Source organism: Thermodesulfovibrio thiophilus DSM 17215 (assembly GCF_000423865.1).
Lineage (GTDB): Bacteria > Nitrospirota > Thermodesulfovibrionia > Thermodesulfovibrionales > Thermodesulfovibrionaceae > Thermodesulfovibrio > Thermodesulfovibrio thiophilus.
The window spans coordinates 1-23,781 of record NZ_AUIU01000002.1; the positions used below are offsets into that span (position 1 = coordinate 1).

The window sequence follows — 23,781 nt, forward strand, 5'->3', positions numbered from 1 at the left end:
TTTTACTCCAGCACCTCTGTAACCACACCTGCACCTACTGTTCTTCCACCTTCTCTTATCGCAAACCTCAATCCCTCTTCCATCGCTATCGGCGCTATTAACTCAGCTGTTAGATTCACATTGTCCCCTGGCATCACCATCTCTACTCCCTCTGGTAACTTTATCACTCCTGTTACATCTGTCGTCCTGAAATAAAACTGAGGCCTGTATCCATTGAAAAATGGCGTGTGCCTCCCTCCTTCTTCTTTCGTCAATACATACACTTCTGCCTTGAACTTAGTATGCGGCGTAATGCTTCCAGGCTTCGCTAACACCATGCCCCTCTCTACTTCTTCCTTGCCTATCCCTCTCAACAGTACCCCTATGTTGTCTCCTGCCCTTCCTTCATCCAGTATCTTTCGAAACATTTCTAACCCTGTCGCTACTGTCTTCCTCGTCTCCCTTAACCCTACTATCTCTACTTCATCTCCTACTTTGATTATCCCTCTGTCTACTCTGCCTGTTACTACTGTCCCTCTTCCTGATATCGTAAATACATCTTCTATCGGCATTAAAAATGGCTTGTCTACTGGCCTCTGTGGCTCTGGTATATAGCTGTCTAATGCATCCAGTAACTCTTGTATTGCTTTGTATTCCTCTGCATTGGGATCTTTGCTGCTACTTTCCAATGCCTTTAATGCACTCCCCCTTATTATCGGTATCTCATCCCCTGGAAATCCATACTTGCTCAATAGCTCCCTTACTTCTAACTCCACTAAATCCAGTAACTCAGGATCATCTACCATGTCTGTCTTGTTCATAAATACTACTATGTATGGTACCCCTACCTGCCTCGCTAATAAAATGTGCTCCCTCGTCTGCGGCATCGGTCCATCATTCGCCGCTACTACAAGTATCGCTCCATCCATCTGCGCTGCACCTGTTATCATGTTCTTTATGTAGTCTGCATGCCCAGGACAGTCTACATGCGCATAATGCCTCTTGTCTGTCTCATACTCTACATGCGATGTGCTTATCGTTATTCCCCTCGCCTTCTCCTCAGGTGCATTATCTATCTGGTCATAACTCTTAAAGTGCGCCATGCCTTTTAAATCCAGATACTTCGTTATCGCTGCCGTCAATGTCGTCTTGCCATGATCAATATGCCCTATCGTACCTACATTTACATGCGGCTTCTTCCTCTCAAATTTTGCCTTTCCCATTTCCTTCCCTCCTTATTAAATCTTTTCAATCTCGTTAAACTTTTACTTCGTAAGCCCATGACCGGGATTGAACCGGTGGCCTCGTCCTTACCAAGGACGTGCTCTGCCGACTGAGCTACATGGGCACAAAAAAGCGGGAAACGGGATTTGAACCCGCGACCCTCAGCTTGGAAGGCTGACGCTCTACCGCTGAGCTATTCCCGCATTGTATATGGAGGGGGAAGGATTCGAACCTTCGAAGGCTGACGCCAACAGGTTTACAGCCTGTCCCCTTTGGCCACTCGGGTACCCCTCCACCAGAATATTATAACCTTTTTAAGAACTTCCAAGCCACCGAAGGGATTTGAACCCCCGACCCGCTGATTACAAATCAGCTGCTCTGCCGACTGAGCTACGGTGGCATTTATAACTTATAATATAAGAAGTTTTATAAAAGATTGTCAACTTTTATAGAAACCTGTATAATATTTTAACAAAAACAACCTTCGGAGGTAATAAAATGAGCACCAAAGTCAAAGAAATAATGAATACCAAACTTGAAACAATCAGACCTGAAGCAATGGTTTACGATGCAATTGAAAGACTTGTTGATAAAAGACTTAGATCATTGATTGTTCTTCCAAAAGACGAGAAAGATGTGTATGGTGTTATAACTGTTAGAGATATTGTTTTTAAGGTAATTTCTAAAAATCTTAATCCACATAAAATTAAAGTAGAAGAAATTGCATCAAAACCTGTAATAAGCATCGATAAAGAAACAGAGTTAGAACATCTCATTGCACTTATGGAAAGATTTAATATTGCAAGAGTTTTTGTTCATGAAGGGAAAGAAATTATAGGAGTTGTAGCTTTATTAGATGTGATGAAGGCCTGTTTAATAGAGCAAGCAAGGAGACTATAATATGTTTAAAAAAATAATTTCTGGAGGTAAATTAGAAAAACAGGTAATAGAAAATATTAAAATACACATAAAAATTTTATGTTCTGCAACCGAATGTTTTAAAGGTGCAATCACTACAGGAAATACAGAAGCAACTTTTTGTGTGGCAGACTTAGAAAGAGAGGCAGACTCAATCAGGAGAGAAATAATTTCTACAATTCACGAAGGTGCATTCCTTCCATTTATAAGACCTAATATTTGTAGATTTATTGAAATGGTAGATGAAGCTTTTGATATTTTAGAAGATGCAGCAGTTGAATTTAGAGATTTAAAAATGGAATTTTATAAATTAATTGAACCTGAATGCGTAAAAATTGCTTCGGCAAACATTAATGCATGCCAATTGCTTTTAATTGCATTTGAGAGTCTGATAAACAAAGGAGATATTAAAGATAAAAATCTTGCAATTAGAGTTTATGAAAAACAAGTGGATGATCTTAAATTAGATATCTTAGAAAAATTAAAAAAAATTGAAATAACAAACTTCTGGGATGGTAGAACAGTTTCAAATTTTGTTGATTATATTTCCAAAATAAGCGATTTAATTGAAGATGCAAGCGATTATCTTTACATAATTGAAGTAAGTTTACGATAAGTTCTTATTGAAGACAAAACCTTCATAACAAAAGAGGGAGAATGACAGAAATCGCTGTTATAGTGAGCATTCTTATTGCTTTTGGAATTGGATCCAATGATGCATCCAATGCACTCAGCATCTGTGTTGGCTCAGGAATCATAAAATTAAAAAAAGCTATCCTGTTTTTTGGTGGACTTGTATTTTTCGGCATTATGTTACAGGGAAGTAACGTTATGAAAACAGTTGGTAAAAATCTTGTAGATGTGAACTGTAATATCATTATAATTGCTTTGACTATTTCAGCAGCTTTAATTATATTTTCAAACTGGCGCAGGCTTCCTCTTTCAACTACTCAAGTAATAACCGGGAGTTTAATTGGTTCTGCCGTATCTGCAAATGCCAGGGTAAATTTTTTAGTATTTTCAAAAATTTTTCTTTCATGGGCAATATCACCTTTTGTAGCCGTGATTTTTTCATTTTTACTGTATAAAATTCTTGAAAAAACAATTTCCAGATTCTCATTCTTTCAAATTGAGAAACTTCTGCGAATATTTCTTTTGATAAGCGGAGCATTAATTTCGTATAACACAGGTGCTAATGAGCTTGCCACTGTACTTGGACCAGTGATGCATTCAGGAGCTGAAGCAAATAAAATCTATATATTTTTTATAAGTGCATTAATGCTTTTCATAGGAGCAATGCTTTTAAGCCACAGAGTAATTGAAACTGTTGGCAAAGGCATTACAACATTAGATCCATACTCAGGTTTTGCTGCTCAATTTGGTGCAGGATGTAGTGTTTTATTCTTTACATTTCTAGGAATGCCTGTATCAACAACTTACTGTATCATAGGTGGTATTACCGGAGTTGGCTTAACAAAAGGAATTCACACTGTAAAACTTTCTCTTATTAAAAGAATTGCTATAAACTGGATTTTAGCTCCATCTTTGGCTTTTTTAATTAGTTATCTGGGTACAAAAATTATTTATCTTATTTTAAACTTTTAAGAATTATTTAATTCAAGACTTTCTTTAATCTGGACAATAATTCTTTGGACGCTTACTTTTAATTTGTCATAATTTTCAGCAGCATAAGATAAAAAAGATTCATAGTGTTTTATTGCATCAGGCTTTCTGCCCATCCTATAGTAAGTTACTGCCAGATTATAATGAGTTTCAGGATTTTTATTATCAATGTCAAGAGCCTTTAAAAAGCTGTTTTCTGCGTTATTATATTCTTCCCTATTTAAATAAACAAGTCCAATATTAATATAAGACAATGCAAAGTTGTGATTAAGCTCAACTGCTTTTCTGAATTCATCTACTGCCTCGTCAAATCTATTAAGATAAAAAAGAGCAAGTCCATAATTGTTATGTAATTCCGGTATTTGTGAGTTTTCTCTGATTAATTCACTGTAAATTCTACAGGCTTCTTCATATTGGCTGTATCGAAGAAGTAAGTTTGCTTCTTGAAGTCTTTCCTCAAATGTCAGTTCTTGTTCCATAGCATAGAATTATACCAAAATTATTGAGGTTTAGTATACATATACCATGGAGTTTCAGAGGATCTAGCTATATTGCACAATTTTGCCACTGCATCAACTATCTGATTGGCGTTAAAAGGTTTTATTATAACATTGTCAACTTTCTTCTCCTGGATGAGTTTAACTATATTCTGTTTTGCAGTGTCTGGAGAGATTATTAAAAGAATTTTAATCTTTACTTTCTCTCTTAGCTTTTCTAAAAAAGGAATAGTACTTTCACCATCAATAAAAGAATCAATAATGATCCCGCAAAAATCTTTGTCAGATTCAAAAGTCTTTTCAAGTTGATACAGATGGTCAAGATACTGAGTGGATACTTCAGTGAGTTCTTTTAATGCCCAATTGACAACATTGCTTATATCTTTCTGAACACATATTACAACTTTTTTCTTCATATTGTCTCCTTAAAAAGTATTTGAGCAAGATAATGTAAAGCTTTTTGTACGCCTTCAGTTTTTAAAATCTCGCTGAATTGCGACACATCTATTATAAAATAATCGTTTTTTTTCTTCACGGTAATTATGAAAGATTGTAAAAAATCATTATCTAATAACACGGCTTCAATAGTATAATTTTGTTCATTTTTACATGCAGAAAAGCATTTTAAATAAAGGTTATCTTCTATTTTAAATTCTTGATACAGTATTGAACTTATATTTATCTGTTTTGTCAAAACTTTCACTGGAAACAATTCTAATATCTCCTTTATTTCCTTAATTTTTATAGGAAATGGTTCTTTTTCTTTTTTCAGAATAATATCATAAATATCTTTGTTCATTGAAAGCCATTTTTTTTCATACTTTGTAACAGGTTCGTTTATTGCTGGATTTGAAACAATGCATGAAAAACATTGCAAGAGTTTGCTCTCTTTCAATGTAAACTCTACAAATAAATAATCATCGCTTCTAATTCTTATCTCGCCAGTTTGAACTAATTTTTTTGCATAAATATATAATTTTTCTCTTGTTGTAAGTCTTCTACTAATATGAGATTTCTTAAACCATGGATCTGGATAGTTAATAAGCACTTTTTTCACAGAAGCATCATCGAACAAAAGCTGGAATGCCCAATAAGCATCAAGTTTAACGCAAAAAATATTATTGAGATTATCCCGATTGCACTTCTTTAAAAGTTTATTAACGGGTATCCATGATTTTTCTATACCAAAAAATATCTCATTACTGTTTTCTTTTGCCATTTTAACTAAAAAATCTCCTGAGCCAAAACCGATTTCTACAGTAAAGTTATTGAAAGACAAAGGTTTAATAACGTTACGATAATCTATATAGTTCTGCATAATCTTAAAACTTAAAAGGTGCGGGGGTAAATGTGAGCAAAAATATTATAAATGATGCAATACCAACCATTCTTCTACTTAAACTAAGCCTATTTTCCCATACCAATATCGGAGGATGGTCAACTCCGAGGAATAACAGTAATATAGCCCAAACAAGCCATCCATACCAGAAAAAAACTCCAAGAATTGCAACCGTAAAGAGGATAATTCTTGAAATACGAGAATGCAAATTCCCAAAGAGAGCATATGCTATATGTCCTCCATCAAGCTGTCCAACAGGTAAAAGATTCATTGAAGTAACAAAAAGTCCAATCCATCCAGCAAAAGCAACTGAATGAAGAACAACATCATGTCCTTGAGGAATATTTCCCAGTATTAACTTGACAAGTACAAAAAAAAGAATGGAGTCTCCAAGCATTAATGCATCTCCTTCGTTACCCGTCAATGGAATAACTTTTGACATTTTAATCCCTATTATACAAGCAATCAGAGAGAGAATAAAACCTACAATTGGACCTGCTGCTCCTATATCAATAAGTGCTTTTCTTGTAAAAATAGGAGACTTCATTTTTATAAAAGCGCCGAATGTTCCAATTATTGATGGAGCAGGAATGAAATAAGGCAACGTTGCTTTTGTTCTATGCGCTTTTGATGCAAAAAAATGTCCCATTTCATGTCCAAGCAGTATTGTCATTATACTTACTGAAAAGGGATAGCCCTCGAGAATCCGTAACGGCTCTTTAAATAGATTAACACCCTGCTGAAGTGAACCAGCAAAAAGAGTCGTAAAAACTGTAGCAATAAAAAGAATTAAAGGAACAATATATTCTCTCATGAAACTATAACTCCTTTAACATCATATTCATACGCTTCAGTTATAACTACTTTTAACTTATCTCCTGCTTTCAAATCCAGTATATTCAGTTTTTTGGAATTTTCGTTCTCAAGCAAAGTGTTACCATTGTCTAATATTACCACACCATCTATCTCAGGTGCATGGCAGTAAAGTCTTCCAACTATCATATCAGCATCGATATAATCTATCAATGCATCATATTTCTTACCGACAAGCTTTCTATTTTTCTCAAAAGAAATCAATGCCTGTCTTGACATTATTTCATCATATCGTCTGTTTATAATCGTATCTGGAATCTGTCCTTTTAAACTATATGCCTTTGTTCCATCCTCTCTTGAGTATTTAAAAACTCCAAGACGTTCAAACTGCACATCTTCAATAAAATCAACAAGTCTATTAAACTCATCTTCTGTCTCAGTAGGAAATCCTATAATAAATGTGCTTCTAAGAGTAATTCCAGGAATTGCTTCTCTAATCTCGTGAATTTTTCTTAAATATTCCTTCTTTGTTCCTGTTCTGCCCATAAGTCTTAATATTCTTTCCTCTGAATGCTGCATTGGAATATCGAGATAGTTAACAATTTTTTCATTTTCAGAAATTGTCTGAAGCAATGAATTATCTATATCTGTAGGATATAAATAAAGAAGTCTTATCCAGAAATCGCCTTCAATACTACATAAATCCTTAAGAAGATTATTCAGAGAATATCCCTTTAAATCCTTACCATATTGAGTAATGTCTTGGGCAACAAGAATTAGTTCCTTAATTCCAGATTTTATAAAACATTCTGCCTCTCTTAAAATTTTTTCAGGTTCTACACTTCTAAAAGAACCTCTTATTGACGGAATAATACAGAAGGTACATCTTCGATTACAACCATCAGCAATCTTTATATATCGATAACTTGATGGCTCAACTGTATAAGTATAACTCTTTGAAATACCAGTTAATTTCTTGAATTGCATCATATAATTTATAATACTGTCTGCATCATCTACTCCTGCAATGGCATCAATTTCTGGAATTTCTTTTTTCAATTCCTGACCGTATCTTTTTGCAAGACAACCAAATACAATGAGCTTTCTATCATTTTTAAACTTCGCTGCCAGTAATATTTCATCAATTGATTCTTCTTTTGCATCATTTATAAAACAGCAGGTATTTATGAGTACAAAGTCTGCCTGTTTGAACTCTTCAACATATGAGAAACCTTCATTTTTTAAAGCATCTATTAAATGTCGTGAATCAACTATATTTTTCGGGCAACCAAGAGTGATTACTGTAAAGGTTCTCATACTTGTTGAAAATGTTGCCAGCCTTCTGGCCTTGCTGGTATTCTTCTTTTCAGCAGGTCTATTAAATATATTCCTCTGTCCTCAATGATTCGCCCCACAGGAATTAGACCAAATGATGTAGCAATATCCTCTCTATGAGAAACTACAAGCAGTTCATAATCTTCTCCACCAGAAAGTATTAGATTCATGGGATCAAGGCTTAAACACTCTGAAACTCGTGTTACAACAGAATGAACTGGAAGTTTATCAATATAAATCTCGGCTCCAACATTATTTTCTTCACAGAGTCTGTATAAATCAATAAGCAATCCATCACTTATATCCATCATCGCTTTTGCAAGATGTCTAAATTGGTGAGATTGTCTTGCATGAGGCAGAAGATGTCTCTGCAGGACTTCACCTATCCTATCTATACCAACAAATTTACTATCAAATGCTTTGAAATTTTCAAAATTTCTGATTGATTTGATAACTTTTTTTTCATCATCAGAAAAATTTTTCAAAGCATAAAGGCCTGCTGCGGATAGCCCGAGATAAGATGTAATAAAAATCCAGTCACCTGCTTCTGCCCCTTTTCTTAAAACAGGATTATCAGTTTCTCCAGTAGCAAAACCTGAAAGAATAACTTTTTCACTTTTAGAGAGGTCTCCGCCAACTAAAATTCCTCCATAATGTTTCAATGCATCTTCAATACCATCAAATAGCTCCCTTAAATCATTATCTTCAATAGTTTCAGGAATTCCCAGAGAAAACAAAAATCCTTTAAAATCTCCACCCATTGCGTAGATATCACTTACATTAACAGATACAATCTTAAATCCGAGGTGATAAAAAGAACTGTAGCTTAAATCAAAATGAATATCTTCAATCATGAGATCTGTTGTAAGAAGCGCAGAATTAATAAACTTTAATACTGCTGAATCATCTCCAATTCCAATCACTGAACTATCTGAGAATGAAAATCTATCCCGTATTTCTTTTATAATGGTTAACTCATCTTTTTCCATTAATATCAGACAGTTACTTGCTCTTTCTTTTGAGCTTTTGTCTTAGACTTAGAAAATACATGTTTTAACACTTCATCCATTGATTCAACAAGTATAAATTTAAGACCCTCTTTCACATATTTGGGCAGTTCTTCAAGATCCTTCTTATTTCTTTTAGGTATTATCACTGTTTTTATACCCATTCTCTTCGCTGCAAGCACTTTTTCTTTTAATCCTCCAATTGGAAGAACTCTTCCCCGTAATGTAATCTCTCCTGTCATTGCAACATCTTTTCTTAAAGGCTTACCTGTAAAAACAGATGCTATTGCTGATGCCATTGTTATACCTGCTGAAGGACCATCTTTGGGAATAGCACCTGCAGGAACATGTATGTGTAAATCCATTGTGCTGAAAAGTTGTTCATCAATATTTAACTCTTTAGACTTTGATTTTACATAACTTAATGCTGCCTGAGCAGACTCTTTCATAACCTCTCCAAGCTGTCCTGTAAGAATCAAGTTACCCTTGCCTTTCATAATTGTTGCTTCAACATATATTACATCTCCTCCAGCTTCTGTCCAGGCAAGTCCTGTAGCAACTCCAACTTCTTCTTTTTTCAACTCTTCTTCAGGAAGATACTTTGGAGCACCAAGAAATCTGTAGACTTTTTGAGGAGTTATGTAAAATTTTTGTTTTTTATCCTCGGCAATATATTTTGCAACCTTTCTACATAGGTTAGCTATTTCTCTTTCAAGATTTCTAACTCCTGCTTCTCTTGTATAATGACTTATTATGTATCTTATAGCTTTATCACTGATTTTTAATATTGAAGAATTCAATCCATGCTCTTCAAGCTGTTTTGGTATAAGATATCTCTTTGCAATTTGAAGTTTTTCCTCCTCTGTGTAACCGGAAAGATAGATAATCTCCATTCTGTCTCTGAGTGCAGATGGAATCGTATCTGCAATATTTCCTGTGCATATAAACATAACATTGCTTAAATCAAAAGGAACACCAAGGTAGTGGTCAACAAAACTGTTATTCTGCTCAGGATCAAGAACTTCAAGAAGTGCAGAAGAAGGATCTCCTCTGAAATCCATTCCAAGTTTATCTATCTCATCAAGCATAAATACAGGATTGTTTGTGCCTGCCTGTCTGATACCCTGAATAATTCTGCCTGGAAGTGCACCAACATAAGTTCTTCTATGCCCTCTTATTTCAGCCTCATCCCTCACTCCACCAAGAGAAATCCTTACAAACTCTCTTCCTAAAGCCTTTGCAATAGAACGACCAAGAGATGTTTTCCCCACTCCAGGAGGTCCAATAAAGCAAAGGATTGGACCTTTCATTTTTTCTTTAAGCTTTCTTACACTTAGATATTCAAGTATTCTTTCCTTAACTTTTTCAAGATCATAATGATCTTTATCAAGAACTGCTTTTGCTGCTTTTATATCAAGGAGATCCTTGGTTGAACGAGACCATGGAAGCTCAGTAAGCCATTCCAAATATGTTCTTATAACAGCAGACTCTGCAGATTCAGGATGCATCCTTTCAAGTCTTTTAAGCTGCTTTTCAGCTTCTTCTCTAACTTTCTCAGGCATTTTGGCTTCTTCAATTTTTCTCCTGAATTCATTTATTTCTTCTGCTTTTTCATCAATATCGCCGAGTTCTTTCTGTATGGCTTTAAGCTGTTCTCTTAAAAAATACTCTCTCTGTGTTTTGTCTATTTCATCTCTTGCCTCTTGCTTTATTTTCTGTTGTATTGTAAGCAGTTGAATCTCTCTGTTAAGTATTTCTCTTATCTTATTTAACCTCTCAATAGGATCGGTAATCTCAAGTATTTGCTGTGCCTCAGAACTTTTTAAACCAAGATTGGATGCAATCAGGTCTGAAAGTCTTCCAGGATCATCAATATTTTCAATAATCACAGTGGCATCAGGTGGTATATTTTTCCCTAGAGAAATAACTTTTTCAAGCTGTTCCTTTACTGTCCTTATAACAGCTTCATGTTCAATCGTTATCTCGTTTAATTGAATATCCTCAATTTTTTCTATTTTTGCCACATAAAAACCTTCAAACTGAGAGAACTCCAACGCTCTTGCCTTGGAGAGTCCCTGAACAAGAATCTTAAGTCTTCCATCAGGAAGTCTTAACATTCTCATAATCATGCAAACAGTTCCAATATTATAGAGGTCAGAAGGCTCCGGAGTTTCAACATTAAAATCCTTCTGAGTAAGCAAAAGAATAAGTCTATTTGTATTTAAAGCATGTTCCACAGCTTTAACAGAAATCTCTCTTCCAACAAAGAGAGGAATAATCATGTAAGGGAAAATTACCATATCTCTTACAGCTAAAACTGGGAGTTGTTCAGGAATTTCTATTTCTTTATTCTCTTGCTTTTCATCATTTTGTTCGTCTTTTTCTTTTTTTATTTCATCCATTTTTCCCCCTGAGGACAAATTTTTTAATTTTTCATTTTAATTTTAACAATTTTTTCTGAATTTTTGATATTTTTAAAAAATTTCTTTAAATAAACTTACAGATTTGAAAACTTGTCTTTAAGAAAAGATACAAACTGATAAGAAATTTCAGTGTCTTTCAAAGCAAACTCCACTATTGTTTTCAAATAACCAAGTTTTTCTCCTGCGTCATATCTCTTGCCTTCAATAATGTATCCATAAATGACTGTTTCGTCTAAAAGAACTTTTAAAGCATCAGTTAGTTGAATTTCTCCTCCTCTACCAGGTTGCAAACTATCGAGATACTTAAATATCTGCGGTGTTAATATATATCTTCCAATTATGGCAAGATTCGAAGGAGCATGAGCTGGTTCGGGTTTTTCAATCAAATTATCAACTATATAATAACCATCAATTTTTTTCCCTGAAACAATTCCATATCTTGATACTTCCTCTAAAGGAACTGCTTCAAGAGCTATTACTGGAGCTTTTTTTTCTTCATATATTTTTATCATCTCATGAAGAACGGAATGGTCCGGATCTATTAAGTCATCACTCAGAATTACAACAAATGCTTCGTCCTTCACAAATGGTTTAGCACAGAGTATAGCATCTCCAAGCCCTTTAGGTTCCTTCTGTCTTATATAGGCAATATTAAGATTTTCGAAACAGTTTATCTTCTCTAAAAGATCATATTTACCGGCCCTCTTAAGTCTTTCCTCCAGTTCATAGGCTTTATCAAAATGGTCTTCAATAGCTCGTTTGTGTTTACCGGTAATGAATAAAAACTCTTCTATCCCGACCTTTACAGCCTCTTCAACAGCATACTGAATGAGTGGTTTATCAAGAATTGGAAGCATTTCCTTTGGAGAAGCCTTGGTAGCCGGAAGAAATCTTGTACCAAGACCTGCTACAGGTAAAACAGCTTTCTTAATCATTCATGCCTCCATATAAAAATAATGCCGGAGACGAGACTCGAACTCGTACGGAGGTCACCCTCCGAGGGATTTTAAGTCCCTTGCGTCTACCAGTTCCGCCACTCCGGCTACTTTTAAAATACAAAAAACATCAAATTTTAATCAAGTAGACTGTCTCTTATTCCATTATCGCACCCTTATCAGCAGAACTGACCATCCGTGCGTATCTCAGTAAATATCCTTTATTGACTTTTGGTTTGGGAGGCCTCCAGGTTTTAAGCCTAGTATTAAGTTCACTTTCTGTGACAAGAAGCTCAAGTTTTCTTTTTTGTATATCGATTAAAATTCTATCTCCGTCTTTCACTAAAGCAATAGGCCCACCGCGAGTTGCCTCTGGTGAAACATGACCAATGCAAGGGCCACGAGTTCCACCTGAAAATCTACCATCAGTAATTAAAGCAACTGATTCATTAAGTCCCATGCCAGTTATAGCCCCTGTTGGAGAAAGCATTTCACGCATTCCCGGACCACCAGATGGTCCTTCATATCTTATTACAATTACGTCACCCTCTTTAATTCTGCCATCAAGAATTGCCTGCATTGCCTCTTCCTCAGAGTCAAAACAGCGGGCAGTTCCTTCAAATTTAAACATTTTAGGAGAAACAGCGGTTTGTTTCACCACTGAACCATCAGGCGCGAGATTGCCTTTAAGTACAGCAACGCCACCCTCTTTATGATAGGCGCTCTTAAGAGGTCTGATTACATCCTCATCATAAATTTCAGCCTCTCTGGCTATGTCTTTTATATCAAATCCAGATACTGTTAAACTTGAATATAGCTTATCCTGAAGTCTCTTTAAAACCGCAGGAATGCCTCCAGCTCTGTATAGGTCTTCTGCATAATGCTCTCCCGAGGGGATTATATTAACAATATGAGGGGTTTTTCGGCTTAGCTCATCAAATACTTCAAGTGGAAGATTTACTCCTGCTTCATGGGCAATTGCTTTTATATGAAGTACAGTATTTGTTGAACCTCCAAGAGCCATATCCACTGTAATGGCGTTGTAAAATGCCTGTTTTGTGAGAATCTTCCTGGCATTGAGTTTCTTTTTAATTAATTCAACAATTTTTACTCCTGTTTCAAAAGCAAGTCTGCGCTTTTCTGACATAACAGCCGGAGTGGCAGCAACGCCTGGAAGACTGAGTCCCAGAGTCTCTGTAACACATGCCATTGTATTGGCTGTATACATTCCCTGGCATGAACCGGCTGTTGGACATGCACACTGTTCCAGGGCTTCAAAATCCTGTTCTGTAAGAAACCCTTTTTTTAACTTTCCGACAGCTTCAAATGTGTCAGATGTGAGATTTCGTCTTTGGCCCTTATAAAAACCTGCAAGCATGGGACCTGCGGTAAGAACAATGGCTGGAATATCAAGTCTTGCAGCCGCCATAAGCATTCCAGGAGTAATTTTATCGCAGTTTGTAAGAAGTACTATTCCATCAAACTGGTGCGCCTCTACTATACATTCAATCATATCAGCTATCAACTCTCTTGAGGCTAATGAATATCTCATACCCTTATGTCCCATGGCTATTCCATCACAGATACCTGGAATACCGAAAAAGAAAGGATAGCCTCCTCCGGTATGAATTCCTTTTTCAATGAATCGGCCAAGCTCATTCATTGAAATATGTCCTGGTATTATGTCTGTAAAACTTGTGGCAACACCAATAAAAGGTTTATTTATCTGACTTTTGGGAATCCCTGTTGCATAAAGAAGTGCTCTATGAGGCATCCTTTCAGGCCCTTTTTTGATACTATCACTTCTCACTTACTATCCCCCTTCATTTTATACTGTCTTATCATCTCTGCCATTTTATCTTTTTTGTAAAGCTTCTCTTTTTGCATTCTCTTTTTCTCAATCTCTTCTTCCGGAGTTAAATAAGCCTTCTTATTCATCTCATCAAGAAGACTGTCAAGATGCCTGTGTTCCTCATAAAGTTTTCGAAATTCTTCATTCTCTCTTTTTAAAATTTCAATGATATCTTCTTCTTTCATAGAATACCTCCTAAGGATGTTTTTTAACATTTTACAACATAAAAGGGAAAAATTGGTAAAAAATTTTTTCCTTTTATGTTATAATTTCTCTCATTTTTTTATTCCCGGAGGATGTATGAAACAATTTTTCAGATTTTTTCTTTTACTTATTTTTTTTATTAATTTCTCTTATTCCTTGTGTTTTGCAATGGAAAATGAACCGGGTGCATCTATAAGATTGAGACAGGAAATATGGGACAATGTTGTTGATCTCGGAACAACACCTACGGCACAGCCAGACAGAAACTTTTTCCGATTGAGAATTCAACTCTGGGATAATATTAAATTCAATGAAAATTTCGGTAGTTATATCAGAATTACAACTGAGCCACGGTATTATACAGGTCCCTATCGCTTAATACTTGACAACGAAACAAACAAAAAGAGATTTGATCAGGATGAAGTTTTAATAGACAATCTTTATTTTGATGTAAAAAAGCCATTTGACTTACCGGTTAATTTAAGAATTGGAAGACAGGATTTTCTAGGTAAGGACATCTATGGCGAAGGTTTTGTAATTGTTGATGGAACGCCAGGAGATGGTTCAAGAACATATTATTTCAACGCTATAAAGGCAACAGTAAGCATTGCAGATGGTCATTCAGTTGACATCGCTTATGTTTCAGATCCTAAAACTGATATATATCTTCCTATTATTCATCCTTCATACTATGATAAAAGTTCTGGAGGCGTTTACATTCACCATAAAAGAAGACTGACTGGTTCAAATGAACAGGGTTTCTGGATTTATGGAAGACATAGAATTACAGCTAAATTTAACATTGAACCCTATTATATATATAAAAAAGAAGAAGCCTATGATGTCATTAAAGAAAGCTATGTAAATACATTTGGTATAAGAGCGGTATTTAAAATGGATTCTTTTTCTCTACGAGGTGAAATTGCAACTCAGGATGGAAAATACAAACATGGTCAGGACAGAAGCGGGATTGGTGGATATAGTTTTGCTGAATATCTCATTAAAAACTGTCCTGTTACTCCGGCATTAGAGGTTGGTTATATTTATCTATCAGGTGATAAAAGAGGAACTTCAAATAAAGATGAAGGATTTAATCCCGTTTTTTCAAGAGCTCCTCAGTGGAATGAGCTTTTAATTTATACTTTAATACCTGAAACAGCAAACAAAGGAGGACCAGTTCCAGGTTACTGGACAAATTTAAAAGCCTTGATTACAAATCTCAAAGTTAAACCATTAAAAGATATGACAATAAAACTATCATATCAGCATTTATGGGCTGATAAAAAATCAAACATAACATCCGGAACATACCAAAATATGTTTACAAATGATGGTAAAAACAGAGGTGATTTATATGCATTCATTGCAAACTATAATTTCACAAAAGCTTTTGATGGAATGCTCCAGGTAGAGTATTTTGATCCAGGAGATTTCTATAAAAATGCACGGAGAGCAACTTTTATAAGATGGCAATTGCAGTATAAAATGTAATGAAATTATAAAATTTTTTAAAAATCACCTTTGTATTGATAGTTATGCGTTAATAATTCCTCTATATGAGTGCAAAGCCCATGAAGTAGTTTAAGCTCCCAGAATGTGAGTCCTGTCCTGCCAAAAAAATGTCTGAAATTATTTATCAATCTATTTTCAATATCTCTGTTTTCTGATATATAACCAATTTTTTTTAATACTTGGAAAAGTCTCTCATAAAGCTTATTGAGTTCAGACTGATCCACATAAAACTGTCTTTCTATATGATAATCTTTCAATTCTTCACATCTCATAAGTTCATAGGCGGTAATTAAAACAGCCTGACTTAAATTAAGAGATGGTTGAGCGTTTGATGTAGGAATAGTCATGAGATATCCGCATCTTTCAACTTCTTCATTAAATAGTCCTTTATCCTCTCTTCCAAACAGTATGGCCACTTTATTATTCTGAGCAACATCATAAATTCTCTTAACTCCATCTTTTATATCAACAATTGCTCCTCTTTTTGAGCCTCGCCTGCGAGTTGTTCCTGTTACCAGTGATTTGTCTTTTAAAGCAAAATCCAGATTACTGTATATTTCAGCCTTTTCAATAATATCCTTACTTCTCCATGCCATACAGTATGCTTCATCTGTTAAATCAGCAGGATTTATAAGTACAAGCTTCGTAAATCCCATATTTTTTATCGCCCTTGAAGCTGCGCCAATATTCCCACTTTCCTTTGTCTCTACCAGAACAAAATAAACATTATCTTTCCAGCTCATTTTAAAAAGGTTCCTCTTCAGGAGAAACCGGTTCTTCAAGTTCTACAAGTGTTTTCTGAAGCTCTTCTTCTGCGGTTCTTAATTTATTCTTGCAAAAACGAATTAATTCTGTTGCTCTTTTTACTTTTTCAACCAGAATATCAACATCCACTTCCTGAGCTTCTATATACTTTAGAATGTCTTCAATCTCTTTCATTGCTTTAGAATAACTTAGATTCTCCAATGTCTTCCTCCTTAGTAATTACTTTACCTGCAATTTTTCCTTTATAAAGCTGTATCTGAACTTCATATCCAACAGATACATCTTCAGAGCTTTTTAAAACTTTACCGTTTAAGTATGTAATGCTATAACCTCTTTTAAGAATGTTCTCAGGACTTAAAAGATAGAGTTTTTCCCTGATTCTATCGATTTTCATATCTTTAATCATAAGAATATTTTTAATGCTGACTTTAAGATTTTTCATATATGACTGTAACTTAAAATTACCATTATTGACATGCTCTACAACTTTAATCCTTATCTTGTTATTAATATTATTGAGGTTAACCTCCTGAATTTTGAAACAACGATTTATGCTTTTATTCAGTTCATGCCTTAACGAATAAATATTTTCTTGCTGACTGTGCAATTTTTTAAGTACACTGTTATAAATTTCGTTTAGTTTGAGATTTATTTTACCATCAAGCCTCTCAATACAATTTTGTGTTGAAGTTCTGAATCTTTCTTTTATACTCTGATTTTTTGAAATCTCCATTTTAATAATTGACTCTGATCTATGTAATATCATTTTACCAAAATAATCAATTTTTGAATCATAGCTAAAAGCTTTATCAACAATAAACTTTGCAAGCTCAGATGGAGTTTTAAAGCTTTGCCACGCAACATAGTCCGCCACTGTCTCATCCCTTGTATGTCCTATACCAGTGAGTACAGGAATTGGCATTAAAGCAATATTTCTCGCCAATTCATAGTCATTAAAACATTGTAAATCAACCACTGAACCGCCTCCTCTGATCATGACAACAACATCAAAGTTCTTTATCTCAAGCATGCATCTTTCAAGAGCATTAATTAAAGAATTAACAGCAGATTCTCCCTGAACATAGGCATCAAAAAGCTTTATATAAAATTTAAATCCATGTTTATTTTCTTTTAAAATTTTTAGAAAATCTTCATATCCAGCAGCAGATTCACTTGATACAATGGCAATTTTTTGAATAACAAGAGGAAGTTCAATAAGTTTATTTTTATCAATCAAACCTTCACGTGTAAGTCTTTCAATAACCTCCTTTCTCTTTAAAGCCATCTCACCAAGAGTAAATGAAGGATCAATTCTGATAATGCTTAATTTGAATCCGTATTTTTCATGAAAAGTTGCTTTGGCAAGAAAAAGAATTTTGATTCCCTTCTGAAGTTCAATTCCTGTTTTCAGAAAAAAGTTCTGGATTGTTTCAACATTACTACGCCATAAAACAGCACCACACTGAGCAATAATCTGATCATCTTTCTTTTCAACAAGATCAATCCAGTAATGCCCGTTTTTATCAGAATCTATCTTTGCAATTTCAGCAACAACCCATTGATAATCAGTTACTTCCTGTATCAGTTCCCGAATCTCGTTTAAATATTCTGAAAGACTCTGGTATGTAATATCTACATCAAACATCCATGCATGCCTCTTTAATCAATTTTTTCATCTCTCTCACAGCCTCTTCAATACCAATAAGAACAGCCCTTGAAATTATACTATGCCCAATATACAATCCTCTCAAGCCTCTGATTGCTGCAACTCGTTTTACATTATAATAATTAAGTCCATGTCCAGCATTTACTTTAAGTCCCATATTTAGAGCATAGGCAACCGCATCTTTAATTCTTTCAAGCTCCTTTAGCTGAGCTTGTCGTCTTGTCTCAGAATAATATCCAGTATGAATTTCAACCATATCTACACCAATTTTTTTTGAACATTCAATATCAACCCTATCTGGATTAATAAAAAGACTTACAGGAATTCCTCCATCTTTGATTTTCTTTATTACTTCTTTGAGGGAATCTCTGAGATCAAGAACATTCAGCCCACCCTCTGTTGTCAACTCCTGCCTTTTTTCAGGAACAATCGTTACCATATCAGGTTTTACAGCTAAAGCAATCTCTATCATCTCCTCAGTTGCAGCCATTTCAAGATTAAGTTCACATGGAACAACATCTCTGAGAATTTTCAAGTCTCTATCCTGCGCATGTCTGCGGTCTTCCCTTAAGTGAACTGTTATTCCATCTGCGCCTCCAATTATTGCAAGAGTTGCAGCCATTACAGGATCGGGCTCAAAAGTTTTTCTTGCCTGTCTGACAGTTGCAACATGGTCAATATTTACTCCTAAAAGCACCATTTAAAACCTCCTAATGCCTAATTGATTTGATTATATCACTTTCCCTGCATCGATGACAAAACAAGAACTTAGCTATTAAAGTTTAATAATATCAGATCCCAACAATCTTATAAAAAACAATTTTTGAAAAATATGAAGCATTTAAAATCTGTTTAATTTCAGGTATAATATAAGCTCTATGGCACAGAGAGTGATTGTTACAGGTGGAGCTGGATATATTGGGAGTCATTGTGTAAAAAGGCTTGGTAAGCTTGGATATCATATTCTCACTATTGATAATCTATCAAATGGGAATAAATGGGCTGTTTTATCTGGAGAATTAAAAGTTGTTGACCTAGCTGACACTGTAACAGTAAAAGAAATCATCAGTAGTTTCAATCCGCATGCGGTAATTCATTTTGCGGCATCAATAATAGTTCCTGAAAGCCTTCAAAATCCTATCAAATATTATAAAAACAACACTGAAAACAGTTTAAATTTGCTTAAAATCCTATCAGAACTGAATATAAAAAACTTTATTTTCTCTTCTACAGCAGCAGTATATGGAATTCCAGAAATTGTTCCTGTCACAGAAGATGCACCTTTAAATCCGATAAATCCCTATGGAAGGTCCAAAATGATGACAGAACTGATAATTCAGGATATATCAAATGCTTATGGTTTAAAATATACTTCCTTGAGATATTTTAATGTAGCTGGAGCAGATCCAGAAGGAAAGCTGGGGCAGGCATATAGAGAATCTACCCATCTGATAACTCGAGCATTAAAAACAGCGAAGGGTGAGTTCCCATATCTTGAAATTTATGGAACAGACTATCAAACACCTGATGGAACATGTATAAGAGATTATATCCATGTATCTGATCTTGCTGAAGCTCACATAGTTGCTCTTAATAGTCTTTTAAATAATGGAGAAAGTGATGTTTTTAACTGCGGATATGGACACGGATATTCCGTAAAAGAAGTGATCTCTGTGGCAAAAAAAGTTACAGGAATTGATTTTAAGGTTATTGAGTCAGACAGAAGACCAGGAGATCCACCTCAGTTAATTGCTGATTGCAGCAAAATCAAAAAGAAACTTAATTGGCAACCACGATATAATGATCTTGAATTCATAATAAAAACAGCATGGGAATGGGAAAAGAAAAGATAAATTAAAATGGATCCCTTTGTCTGTATAAAATAAAAAATTCCACGACGGATTATTTTTACTTTACGAGCTGCGTTTGACAACCCTGCCTTCTTTATACCCTTTAAATGGTCAATGATGTCTGTTCTTTTTATGTCTTCTATGTACCTGTTACCAAAAAATGAAATTACATATAAGATAAAACTTATTGATTTTTAAGGATTTTATTTGATTTTATAAGCAGTAATAGACTATGATGGATTGTGGTAGATAACCTTAATTGGTGGAGGCGGCGGGAGTCGAACCCGCGTCCGAAGGTGCTACTTCTAAGCATCTACATGCTTAGTTGGAGTTTTAAGCTTCGGGTTTCAGCTCGCCCTCCAACAGGCTTTCTAAAACCCTACAACCCTTAAATTTCTCTTAAGTGCCGGGTTATACACTTAAGATTAGCTCTGATTTATGACATCTTTCTCAAGTCTCAGAACAAAGCTTGAGAAGACGGCTACTTTTAATTAAGCAGCGAGTGCCAATTCGTTGTTGGCAGTTGTGTGTTTCCCACCTTTTTTACGTGGCGGTGAGAACCACGGCATGCAACTTAGCCCTCACTACCTCCGTCGAGTCCTTTCGCCCCCTTGTAAAAGATCAATTGTTTTTAAGTGCACGCTCAATCTCTCTTTGAGCTTCTTTCTTTTTTATTATATCTCTTTTTTCGTAAGTCTTTCTACCACGGGCAAGAGCAACTTCAACTTTAACATAAGGTCCTTTAAAATAAAGTTTTAAAGGAACGAGTGTGTAACCCTGTTGCTGAATTTTTCCCTTAAGTCTCTCAATCTCTTTTCTGTGAAGAAGAAGTTTGCGTGTTCTTAATGGATCGTGGTTGTAAATATTTCCATGACTGTAAGGGCTTATATGACAATTAAGCAACCAGGCTTCGTCATCTTTGATTATTACGTAACTGTCTTTTAAATTTGCCTTACCTTCCCTAAGAGATTTAACTTCTGTTCCAGTTAGGACTATTCCTGCTTCAATAGTTTCTTCAATATTATAATCAGCATAAGCTTTTCTATTCTGACAGACTATTTTCATGATCTGGTCTGCTTACAGCAGAGAATTTCTTCTTCAGGCAACTATCTTAGTTCCCTGAAAGAGGCATTTTTCTGTAACTACTCCATTAGGTGTATGTATTTGAAATCTTGCATCATCAAGGTATTCAGAAGTTTTTAATACCTGTAATATATCGACAAGTATTGCCTGAATTTTTTCTACAGGTAAGTCTTTAAATTCAATTTCAACAATAGCTTTCATAGTTTTATGATACCATAAGTTGTCCTGTTTGTAAGATTTTAATTTTTTCCCCTTCTTCAGTAACAGCATATAAATCAGGATTAAAGAAGATAAAATCCTGATGCATGAGGGTTCTGACTCTTCCACCAAAGGAAGAGTTATCACCAAGTGCGATATGAATTGTCCCAAGAATTTTTTCTGACTCAAGAATGTTATCGGGTCTAATGGCTTTATCATTCATTCCAATACCAAGCTCTGCGATGTTTCTGTTTTCCTGTCGTTTATTTAAAATAGCCTCAAGCTCTTTTTTATATGGTTCATTACCTTCAATTGAGATAACTTCTCCTTTTTCAACTTTTAAAATCAGGGGGGATTTAAGTTTTCTCGTTGGTGCCCATTCAATAACAAGTTTTCCTTTTGCTGAACCTTCTAATGGAGCAAAAAATACTTCACCTGCCGGAAGATTACCAAAAGAGCCTCTTCTTGTTAGAATGCCTGAGTCAATATAGATTTTCCTCTTTCCTCTAAGTATCTCAATCTCCGTACCATTTGGAGTTTTTATTTTAATTTTTATTCCTCTATCAAGAATTTGTTTGACCTTTAATGCTCTATGCTTGACTGTCTTCCAGTCTGCGGTCATTGATCCATCAAGCATTGAAAGGTCAAAAAGTGGCATACTTGCATACCTTGTTCCACAAAATTTAGTTAAGATGTCCCTGAAGTTTGTATGACTTGTTGAAAAATTAGAAAGAGCAATGACAACATTAACAGCTTCGTTACAATGCTGTTTCACAATCTCTTTTATAAGAAGAATTTCCTGAGAAGAGATATTTTTAGAAAGAAGTTTATGAAATAGCTTTGTTTTCTTAAGGTTTTTAATTGTTTTATCGCCAAAAGCAATCTTCCAGATTGCTTCAGGCGGTTCAATACCTGGAGATCCAAGAGATGGATATTCTGCGTACAGGATTTCTTTACATAAGTCTTTCCCAATTTCTCTGATTGTTCTAGCTATTGCAACTAAAGAATGCCTTCTGTGTCTTTCCTCAACAGTTAAATTTTCATCCTCTCTGATAGTGTCAGTAAAAATTAATACCTTCTCGTAAGATTTAACTTTAAGGTTGATTTGATAAATGTTTATAATGGGCTCAAGATTCATGAAAATAGTTCTATCTGACTTACTTTTTTAGATTCAAACTCTATTGGATACTTACTGTTAAAGCATGCCATACAGTAGTTGGTTGAGCTGGGAATTATTTTTTTCAATCCTTCTATGCTTAAGTAACCGAGCGAATCTGCTGTGATATATTTTCTTATCTCTTCAACTTTATGAGATGATGCAATTAGTTCCTGCCTTGTTGGAGTGTCTATACCATAAAAACATGGACCAATTGCGGGTGGAGAACTTATTCTCATATGAACTTCTTTTGCTTCTCCAAGTTCTCTTATCATTTTGACAATTTTTTTTGATGTGGTTCCTCTTACAATTGAATCATCTATAACTATCACTTTTTTCCCTTTCAGAATTTCTCGTACAGGATTAAGCTTAATCTTAACACCAAAGTGTCGTATACTCTGTTTTGGTTCTATAAAGGTCCTGCCAACATAATGATTTCTTATTAAACCGAATTCAAAAGGAATACCACTTTGCTCAGCATATCCAAGTGCTGCCGGCACTCCAGAATCAGGAACAGGAATGACTATATCAGCATCAACCGGATGCTCTCTTGCCAGTTGTCTACCAAGCTCTTTTCTAACAGTATTTACACATATATGATCAAAAATATAGCTGTCAGGTCTCGCAAAATAAATAAATTCAAATACGCAGTGAGCCTTTTTATATGAATTGAAAATTTTTAAAGATTTTATACCACCCTCATTTATAATTAGCATTTCTCCAGGTTCAACATCTCTTATATATGTTGCTCCAATTAAGTCAAAAGCACATGTCTCGGATGCCACTATATAACTGTCATTCAGTTGCCCCAATGACAGAGGCCTGATACCATAAGGATCTCTGAGAGCTATTAATTCTGTTTCAGACATTAAAAGTATCGAAAATGCTCCTGATACCTGCCTTATAGCATTGGCAACTCGTTCATGAACTCCACCATCTCTTGCCCTTGCAATAAGATGTAAAATTATTTCACTATCTGAGGTAGTCTGAAATATTGCTCCATCCTTTTCAAGTTTACCTCTCAATCTTTCTATGTCTATAAGATTTCCATTATGAGCAATTGCAATACTGCCAAGAGAATAGGTAGCCATCAATGGCTGAACATTTTCAAGACTGCTTGAACCTGTAGTTGAGTACCGGTTATGCCCTATTGCAATGTGTCCTGGTAGATTCTTTAAAACCTTTTCATTGAATATTTCAGCAACAAGACCGAGGGATTTCTCAAGATAAAGTCTTGAGCCATCTGATGAACAAATTCCAGCTCCCTCCTGTCCCCTATGCTGAAGAGCGTAAAGTCCGAGATAGGTAAGATTGGCAGCTTCAGGGTGGCCAAAGATACCAAAAATTCCACACTCTTCATGAATATCGAAAAAGAGATTATTTTCGTTCATTTATGTAAAAA

Annotated in this window: 24 protein-coding genes, 5 tRNA genes and 1 other RNA gene; 5 read left to right on the top strand and 25 right to left on the bottom strand. The window is 35.0% G+C overall.

Annotation, left to right across the window (positions count from 1 at the left end; translation table 11 throughout):
- Positions 1 to 2 precede the first annotated feature (2 nt).
- The 5 genes from tuf to G581_RS0100300 form a co-directional block, all read right to left on the bottom strand.
- Positions 3 to 1,202 (bottom strand): elongation factor Tu, encoded by a 1,200-nt coding sequence (gene tuf, locus G581_RS0100280; protein ID WP_028844112.1) that lies wholly within the window; start codon positions 1,200 to 1,202, stop codon positions 3 to 5.
- Positions 1,203 to 1,254: 52 nt separating this feature from the next.
- Positions 1,255 to 1,327, bottom strand: a tRNA-Thr gene (locus tag G581_RS0100285).
- 7 nt (positions 1,328 to 1,334) lie between these two features.
- Positions 1,335 to 1,406: transfer RNA gene (locus G581_RS0100290), tRNA-Gly, on the bottom strand.
- A gap of 8 nt (positions 1,407 to 1,414) precedes the next feature.
- Positions 1,415 to 1,497 (bottom strand) — tRNA-Tyr (locus G581_RS0100295).
- Positions 1,498 to 1,530: 33 nt separating this feature from the next.
- A tRNA-Thr gene (locus tag G581_RS0100300) sits at positions 1,531 to 1,603 on the bottom strand.
- A gap of 98 nt (positions 1,604 to 1,701) precedes the next feature.
- Here G581_RS0100300 and G581_RS0100305 point away from each other — a divergent pair.
- The 3 genes from G581_RS0100305 to G581_RS0100315 are packed head-to-tail and all read left to right on the top strand — an operon-like array spanning position 1,702 to position 3,726.
- Positions 1,702 to 2,103, top strand: a complete 402-nt coding sequence (locus G581_RS0100305; protein WP_028844113.1) for a CBS domain-containing protein — start codon at positions 1,702 to 1,704, stop codon at positions 2,101 to 2,103.
- Between the two features lies 1 nt (position 2,104).
- Positions 2,105 to 2,737: a TIGR00153 family protein gene (locus tag G581_RS0100310; protein ID WP_028844114.1), complete on the top strand. Its 633-nt coding sequence runs from the start codon at positions 2,105 to 2,107 to the stop codon at positions 2,735 to 2,737.
- 41 nt (positions 2,738 to 2,778) lie between these two features.
- Positions 2,779 to 3,726 (top strand): inorganic phosphate transporter, encoded by a 948-nt coding sequence (locus G581_RS0100315; RefSeq protein WP_028844115.1) that lies wholly within the window; start codon positions 2,779 to 2,781, stop codon positions 3,724 to 3,726.
- Here the strand turns inward: G581_RS0100315 and G581_RS0100320 are convergent.
- From G581_RS0100320 to G581_RS0100370, 11 genes are all read right to left on the bottom strand, one after another.
- Positions 3,723 to 4,223 (bottom strand): tetratricopeptide repeat protein, encoded by a 501-nt coding sequence (locus tag G581_RS0100320; RefSeq protein ID WP_028844116.1) that lies wholly within the window; start codon positions 4,221 to 4,223, stop codon positions 3,723 to 3,725. The two genes, G581_RS0100315 and G581_RS0100320, sit on opposite strands and share 4 nt — an antisense overlap.
- Before the next feature lie 20 nt (positions 4,224 to 4,243).
- A complete protein-coding gene (locus G581_RS0100325; RefSeq protein WP_028844117.1) occupies positions 4,244 to 4,657 on the bottom strand; it encodes a response regulator in 414 nt (137 codons plus the stop codon).
- Positions 4,654 to 5,559, bottom strand: coding sequence for a tRNA (guanosine(46)-N7)-methyltransferase TrmB (gene trmB, locus G581_RS0100330; RefSeq protein ID WP_028844118.1), 906 nt, complete (start codon positions 5,557 to 5,559; stop codon positions 4,654 to 4,656). Before trmB ends, G581_RS0100325 begins: the two co-directional genes overlap by 4 nt.
- A gap of 4 nt (positions 5,560 to 5,563) precedes the next feature.
- A complete protein-coding gene (locus tag G581_RS10050) occupies positions 5,564 to 6,394 on the bottom strand; it encodes a site-2 protease family protein (RefSeq protein WP_051178577.1) in 831 nt (276 codons plus the stop codon).
- Entirely contained in the window at positions 6,391 to 7,710 is a 1,320-nt protein-coding gene (rimO, locus tag G581_RS0100340; protein WP_028844119.1) for a 30S ribosomal protein S12 methylthiotransferase RimO, read from the bottom strand. The genes G581_RS10050 and rimO overlap by 4 nt, the downstream gene beginning before the upstream one ends.
- Positions 7,707 to 8,717: a thiamine-phosphate kinase gene (gene thiL, locus G581_RS0100345; RefSeq protein WP_028844120.1), complete on the bottom strand. Its 1,011-nt coding sequence runs from the start codon at positions 8,715 to 8,717 to the stop codon at positions 7,707 to 7,709. The genes rimO and thiL overlap by 4 nt, the downstream gene beginning before the upstream one ends.
- A 5-nt stretch (positions 8,718 to 8,722) precedes the next feature.
- Positions 8,723 to 11,137, bottom strand: coding sequence for an endopeptidase La (lon, locus tag G581_RS10055; RefSeq protein WP_038064448.1), 2,415 nt, complete (start codon positions 11,135 to 11,137; stop codon positions 8,723 to 8,725).
- Between the two features lie 95 nt (positions 11,138 to 11,232).
- Complete coding sequence (gene galU / locus G581_RS0100355; RefSeq protein WP_028844121.1) at positions 11,233 to 12,093, bottom strand: UTP--glucose-1-phosphate uridylyltransferase GalU; 861 nt, start codon at positions 12,091 to 12,093, stop codon at positions 11,233 to 11,235.
- 22 nt (positions 12,094 to 12,115) lie between these two features.
- A tRNA-Leu gene (locus G581_RS0100360) sits at positions 12,116 to 12,201 on the bottom strand.
- A gap of 49 nt (positions 12,202 to 12,250) precedes the next feature.
- On the bottom strand, positions 12,251 to 13,903 hold the full coding sequence (ilvD, locus tag G581_RS0100365) for a dihydroxy-acid dehydratase (RefSeq protein ID WP_028844122.1): 1,653 nt from the start codon (positions 13,901 to 13,903) through the stop codon (positions 12,251 to 12,253).
- Positions 13,900 to 14,130 (bottom strand): HP1242/YdcH family protein, encoded by a 231-nt coding sequence (locus G581_RS0100370; protein WP_028844123.1) that lies wholly within the window; start codon positions 14,128 to 14,130, stop codon positions 13,900 to 13,902. Before G581_RS0100370 ends, ilvD begins: the two co-directional genes overlap by 4 nt.
- A gap of 115 nt (positions 14,131 to 14,245) precedes the next feature.
- Between G581_RS0100370 and G581_RS0100375 the strand changes: the two genes are divergently transcribed.
- Positions 14,246 to 15,640: an alginate export family protein gene (locus G581_RS0100375; RefSeq protein WP_028844124.1), complete on the top strand. Its 1,395-nt coding sequence runs from the start codon at positions 14,246 to 14,248 to the stop codon at positions 15,638 to 15,640.
- 17 nt (positions 15,641 to 15,657) lie between these two features.
- Here the strand turns inward: G581_RS0100375 and G581_RS10060 are convergent, their stop codons facing one another.
- The 4 genes from G581_RS10060 to G581_RS0100395 are packed head-to-tail and all read right to left on the bottom strand — an operon-like array spanning position 15,658 to position 18,792.
- The gene (locus G581_RS10060) at positions 15,658 to 16,404 is read right to left on the bottom strand and encodes an RNA methyltransferase (protein ID WP_051178579.1); all 747 of its coding nucleotides are present in this window, start codon (positions 16,402 to 16,404) and stop codon (positions 15,658 to 15,660) included.
- Between the two features lies 1 nt (position 16,405).
- Positions 16,406 to 16,627, bottom strand: a complete 222-nt coding sequence (gene xseB / locus G581_RS0100385; protein WP_028844125.1) for an exodeoxyribonuclease VII small subunit — start codon at positions 16,625 to 16,627, stop codon at positions 16,406 to 16,408.
- Positions 16,605 to 18,071 (bottom strand): exodeoxyribonuclease VII large subunit, encoded by a 1,467-nt coding sequence (gene xseA, locus G581_RS11440; protein WP_028844126.1) that lies wholly within the window; start codon positions 18,069 to 18,071, stop codon positions 16,605 to 16,607. Before xseA ends, xseB begins: the two co-directional genes overlap by 23 nt.
- Positions 18,064 to 18,792, bottom strand: a complete 729-nt coding sequence (locus tag G581_RS0100395; RefSeq protein ID WP_028844127.1) for a pyridoxine 5'-phosphate synthase — start codon at positions 18,790 to 18,792, stop codon at positions 18,064 to 18,066. Before G581_RS0100395 ends, xseA begins: the two co-directional genes overlap by 8 nt.
- Positions 18,793 to 18,970: 178 nt before the next feature.
- Here G581_RS0100395 and galE point away from each other — a divergent pair, with 178 nt between their 5' ends.
- On the top strand, positions 18,971 to 19,945 hold the full coding sequence (galE, locus tag G581_RS0100400; RefSeq protein ID WP_038064450.1) for a UDP-glucose 4-epimerase GalE: 975 nt from the start codon (positions 18,971 to 18,973) through the stop codon (positions 19,943 to 19,945).
- Between the two features lie 257 nt (positions 19,946 to 20,202).
- Here the strand turns inward: galE and ssrA are convergent.
- The 5 genes from ssrA to purF all read right to left on the bottom strand — a co-directional run bounded on the left by ssrA (position 20,203) and on the right by purF (position 23,770).
- Positions 20,203 to 20,553: a transfer-messenger RNA gene (ssrA, locus tag G581_RS11850) on the bottom strand.
- Between the two features lie 10 nt (positions 20,554 to 20,563).
- A complete protein-coding gene (gene smpB, locus G581_RS0100405) occupies positions 20,564 to 21,007 on the bottom strand; it encodes an SsrA-binding protein SmpB (protein WP_028844129.1) in 444 nt (147 codons plus the stop codon).
- Between the two features lie 33 nt (positions 21,008 to 21,040).
- Positions 21,041 to 21,226, bottom strand: a complete 186-nt coding sequence (locus G581_RS0100410) for a hypothetical protein (protein ID WP_028844130.1) — start codon at positions 21,224 to 21,226, stop codon at positions 21,041 to 21,043.
- 4 nt (positions 21,227 to 21,230) lie between these two features.
- Positions 21,231 to 22,361 carry an aminopeptidase gene (locus G581_RS0100415; RefSeq protein ID WP_028844131.1) on the bottom strand — a complete coding sequence of 377 codons (1,131 nt, stop codon included), beginning with the start codon at positions 22,359 to 22,361 and terminating at the stop codon, positions 21,231 to 21,233.
- Positions 22,358 to 23,770 (bottom strand): amidophosphoribosyltransferase, encoded by a 1,413-nt coding sequence (purF, locus tag G581_RS0100420; protein WP_028844132.1) that lies wholly within the window; start codon positions 23,768 to 23,770, stop codon positions 22,358 to 22,360. The genes G581_RS0100415 and purF overlap by 4 nt, the downstream gene beginning before the upstream one ends.
- Between the last annotated feature and the right edge of the window lie 11 nt (positions 23,771 to 23,781).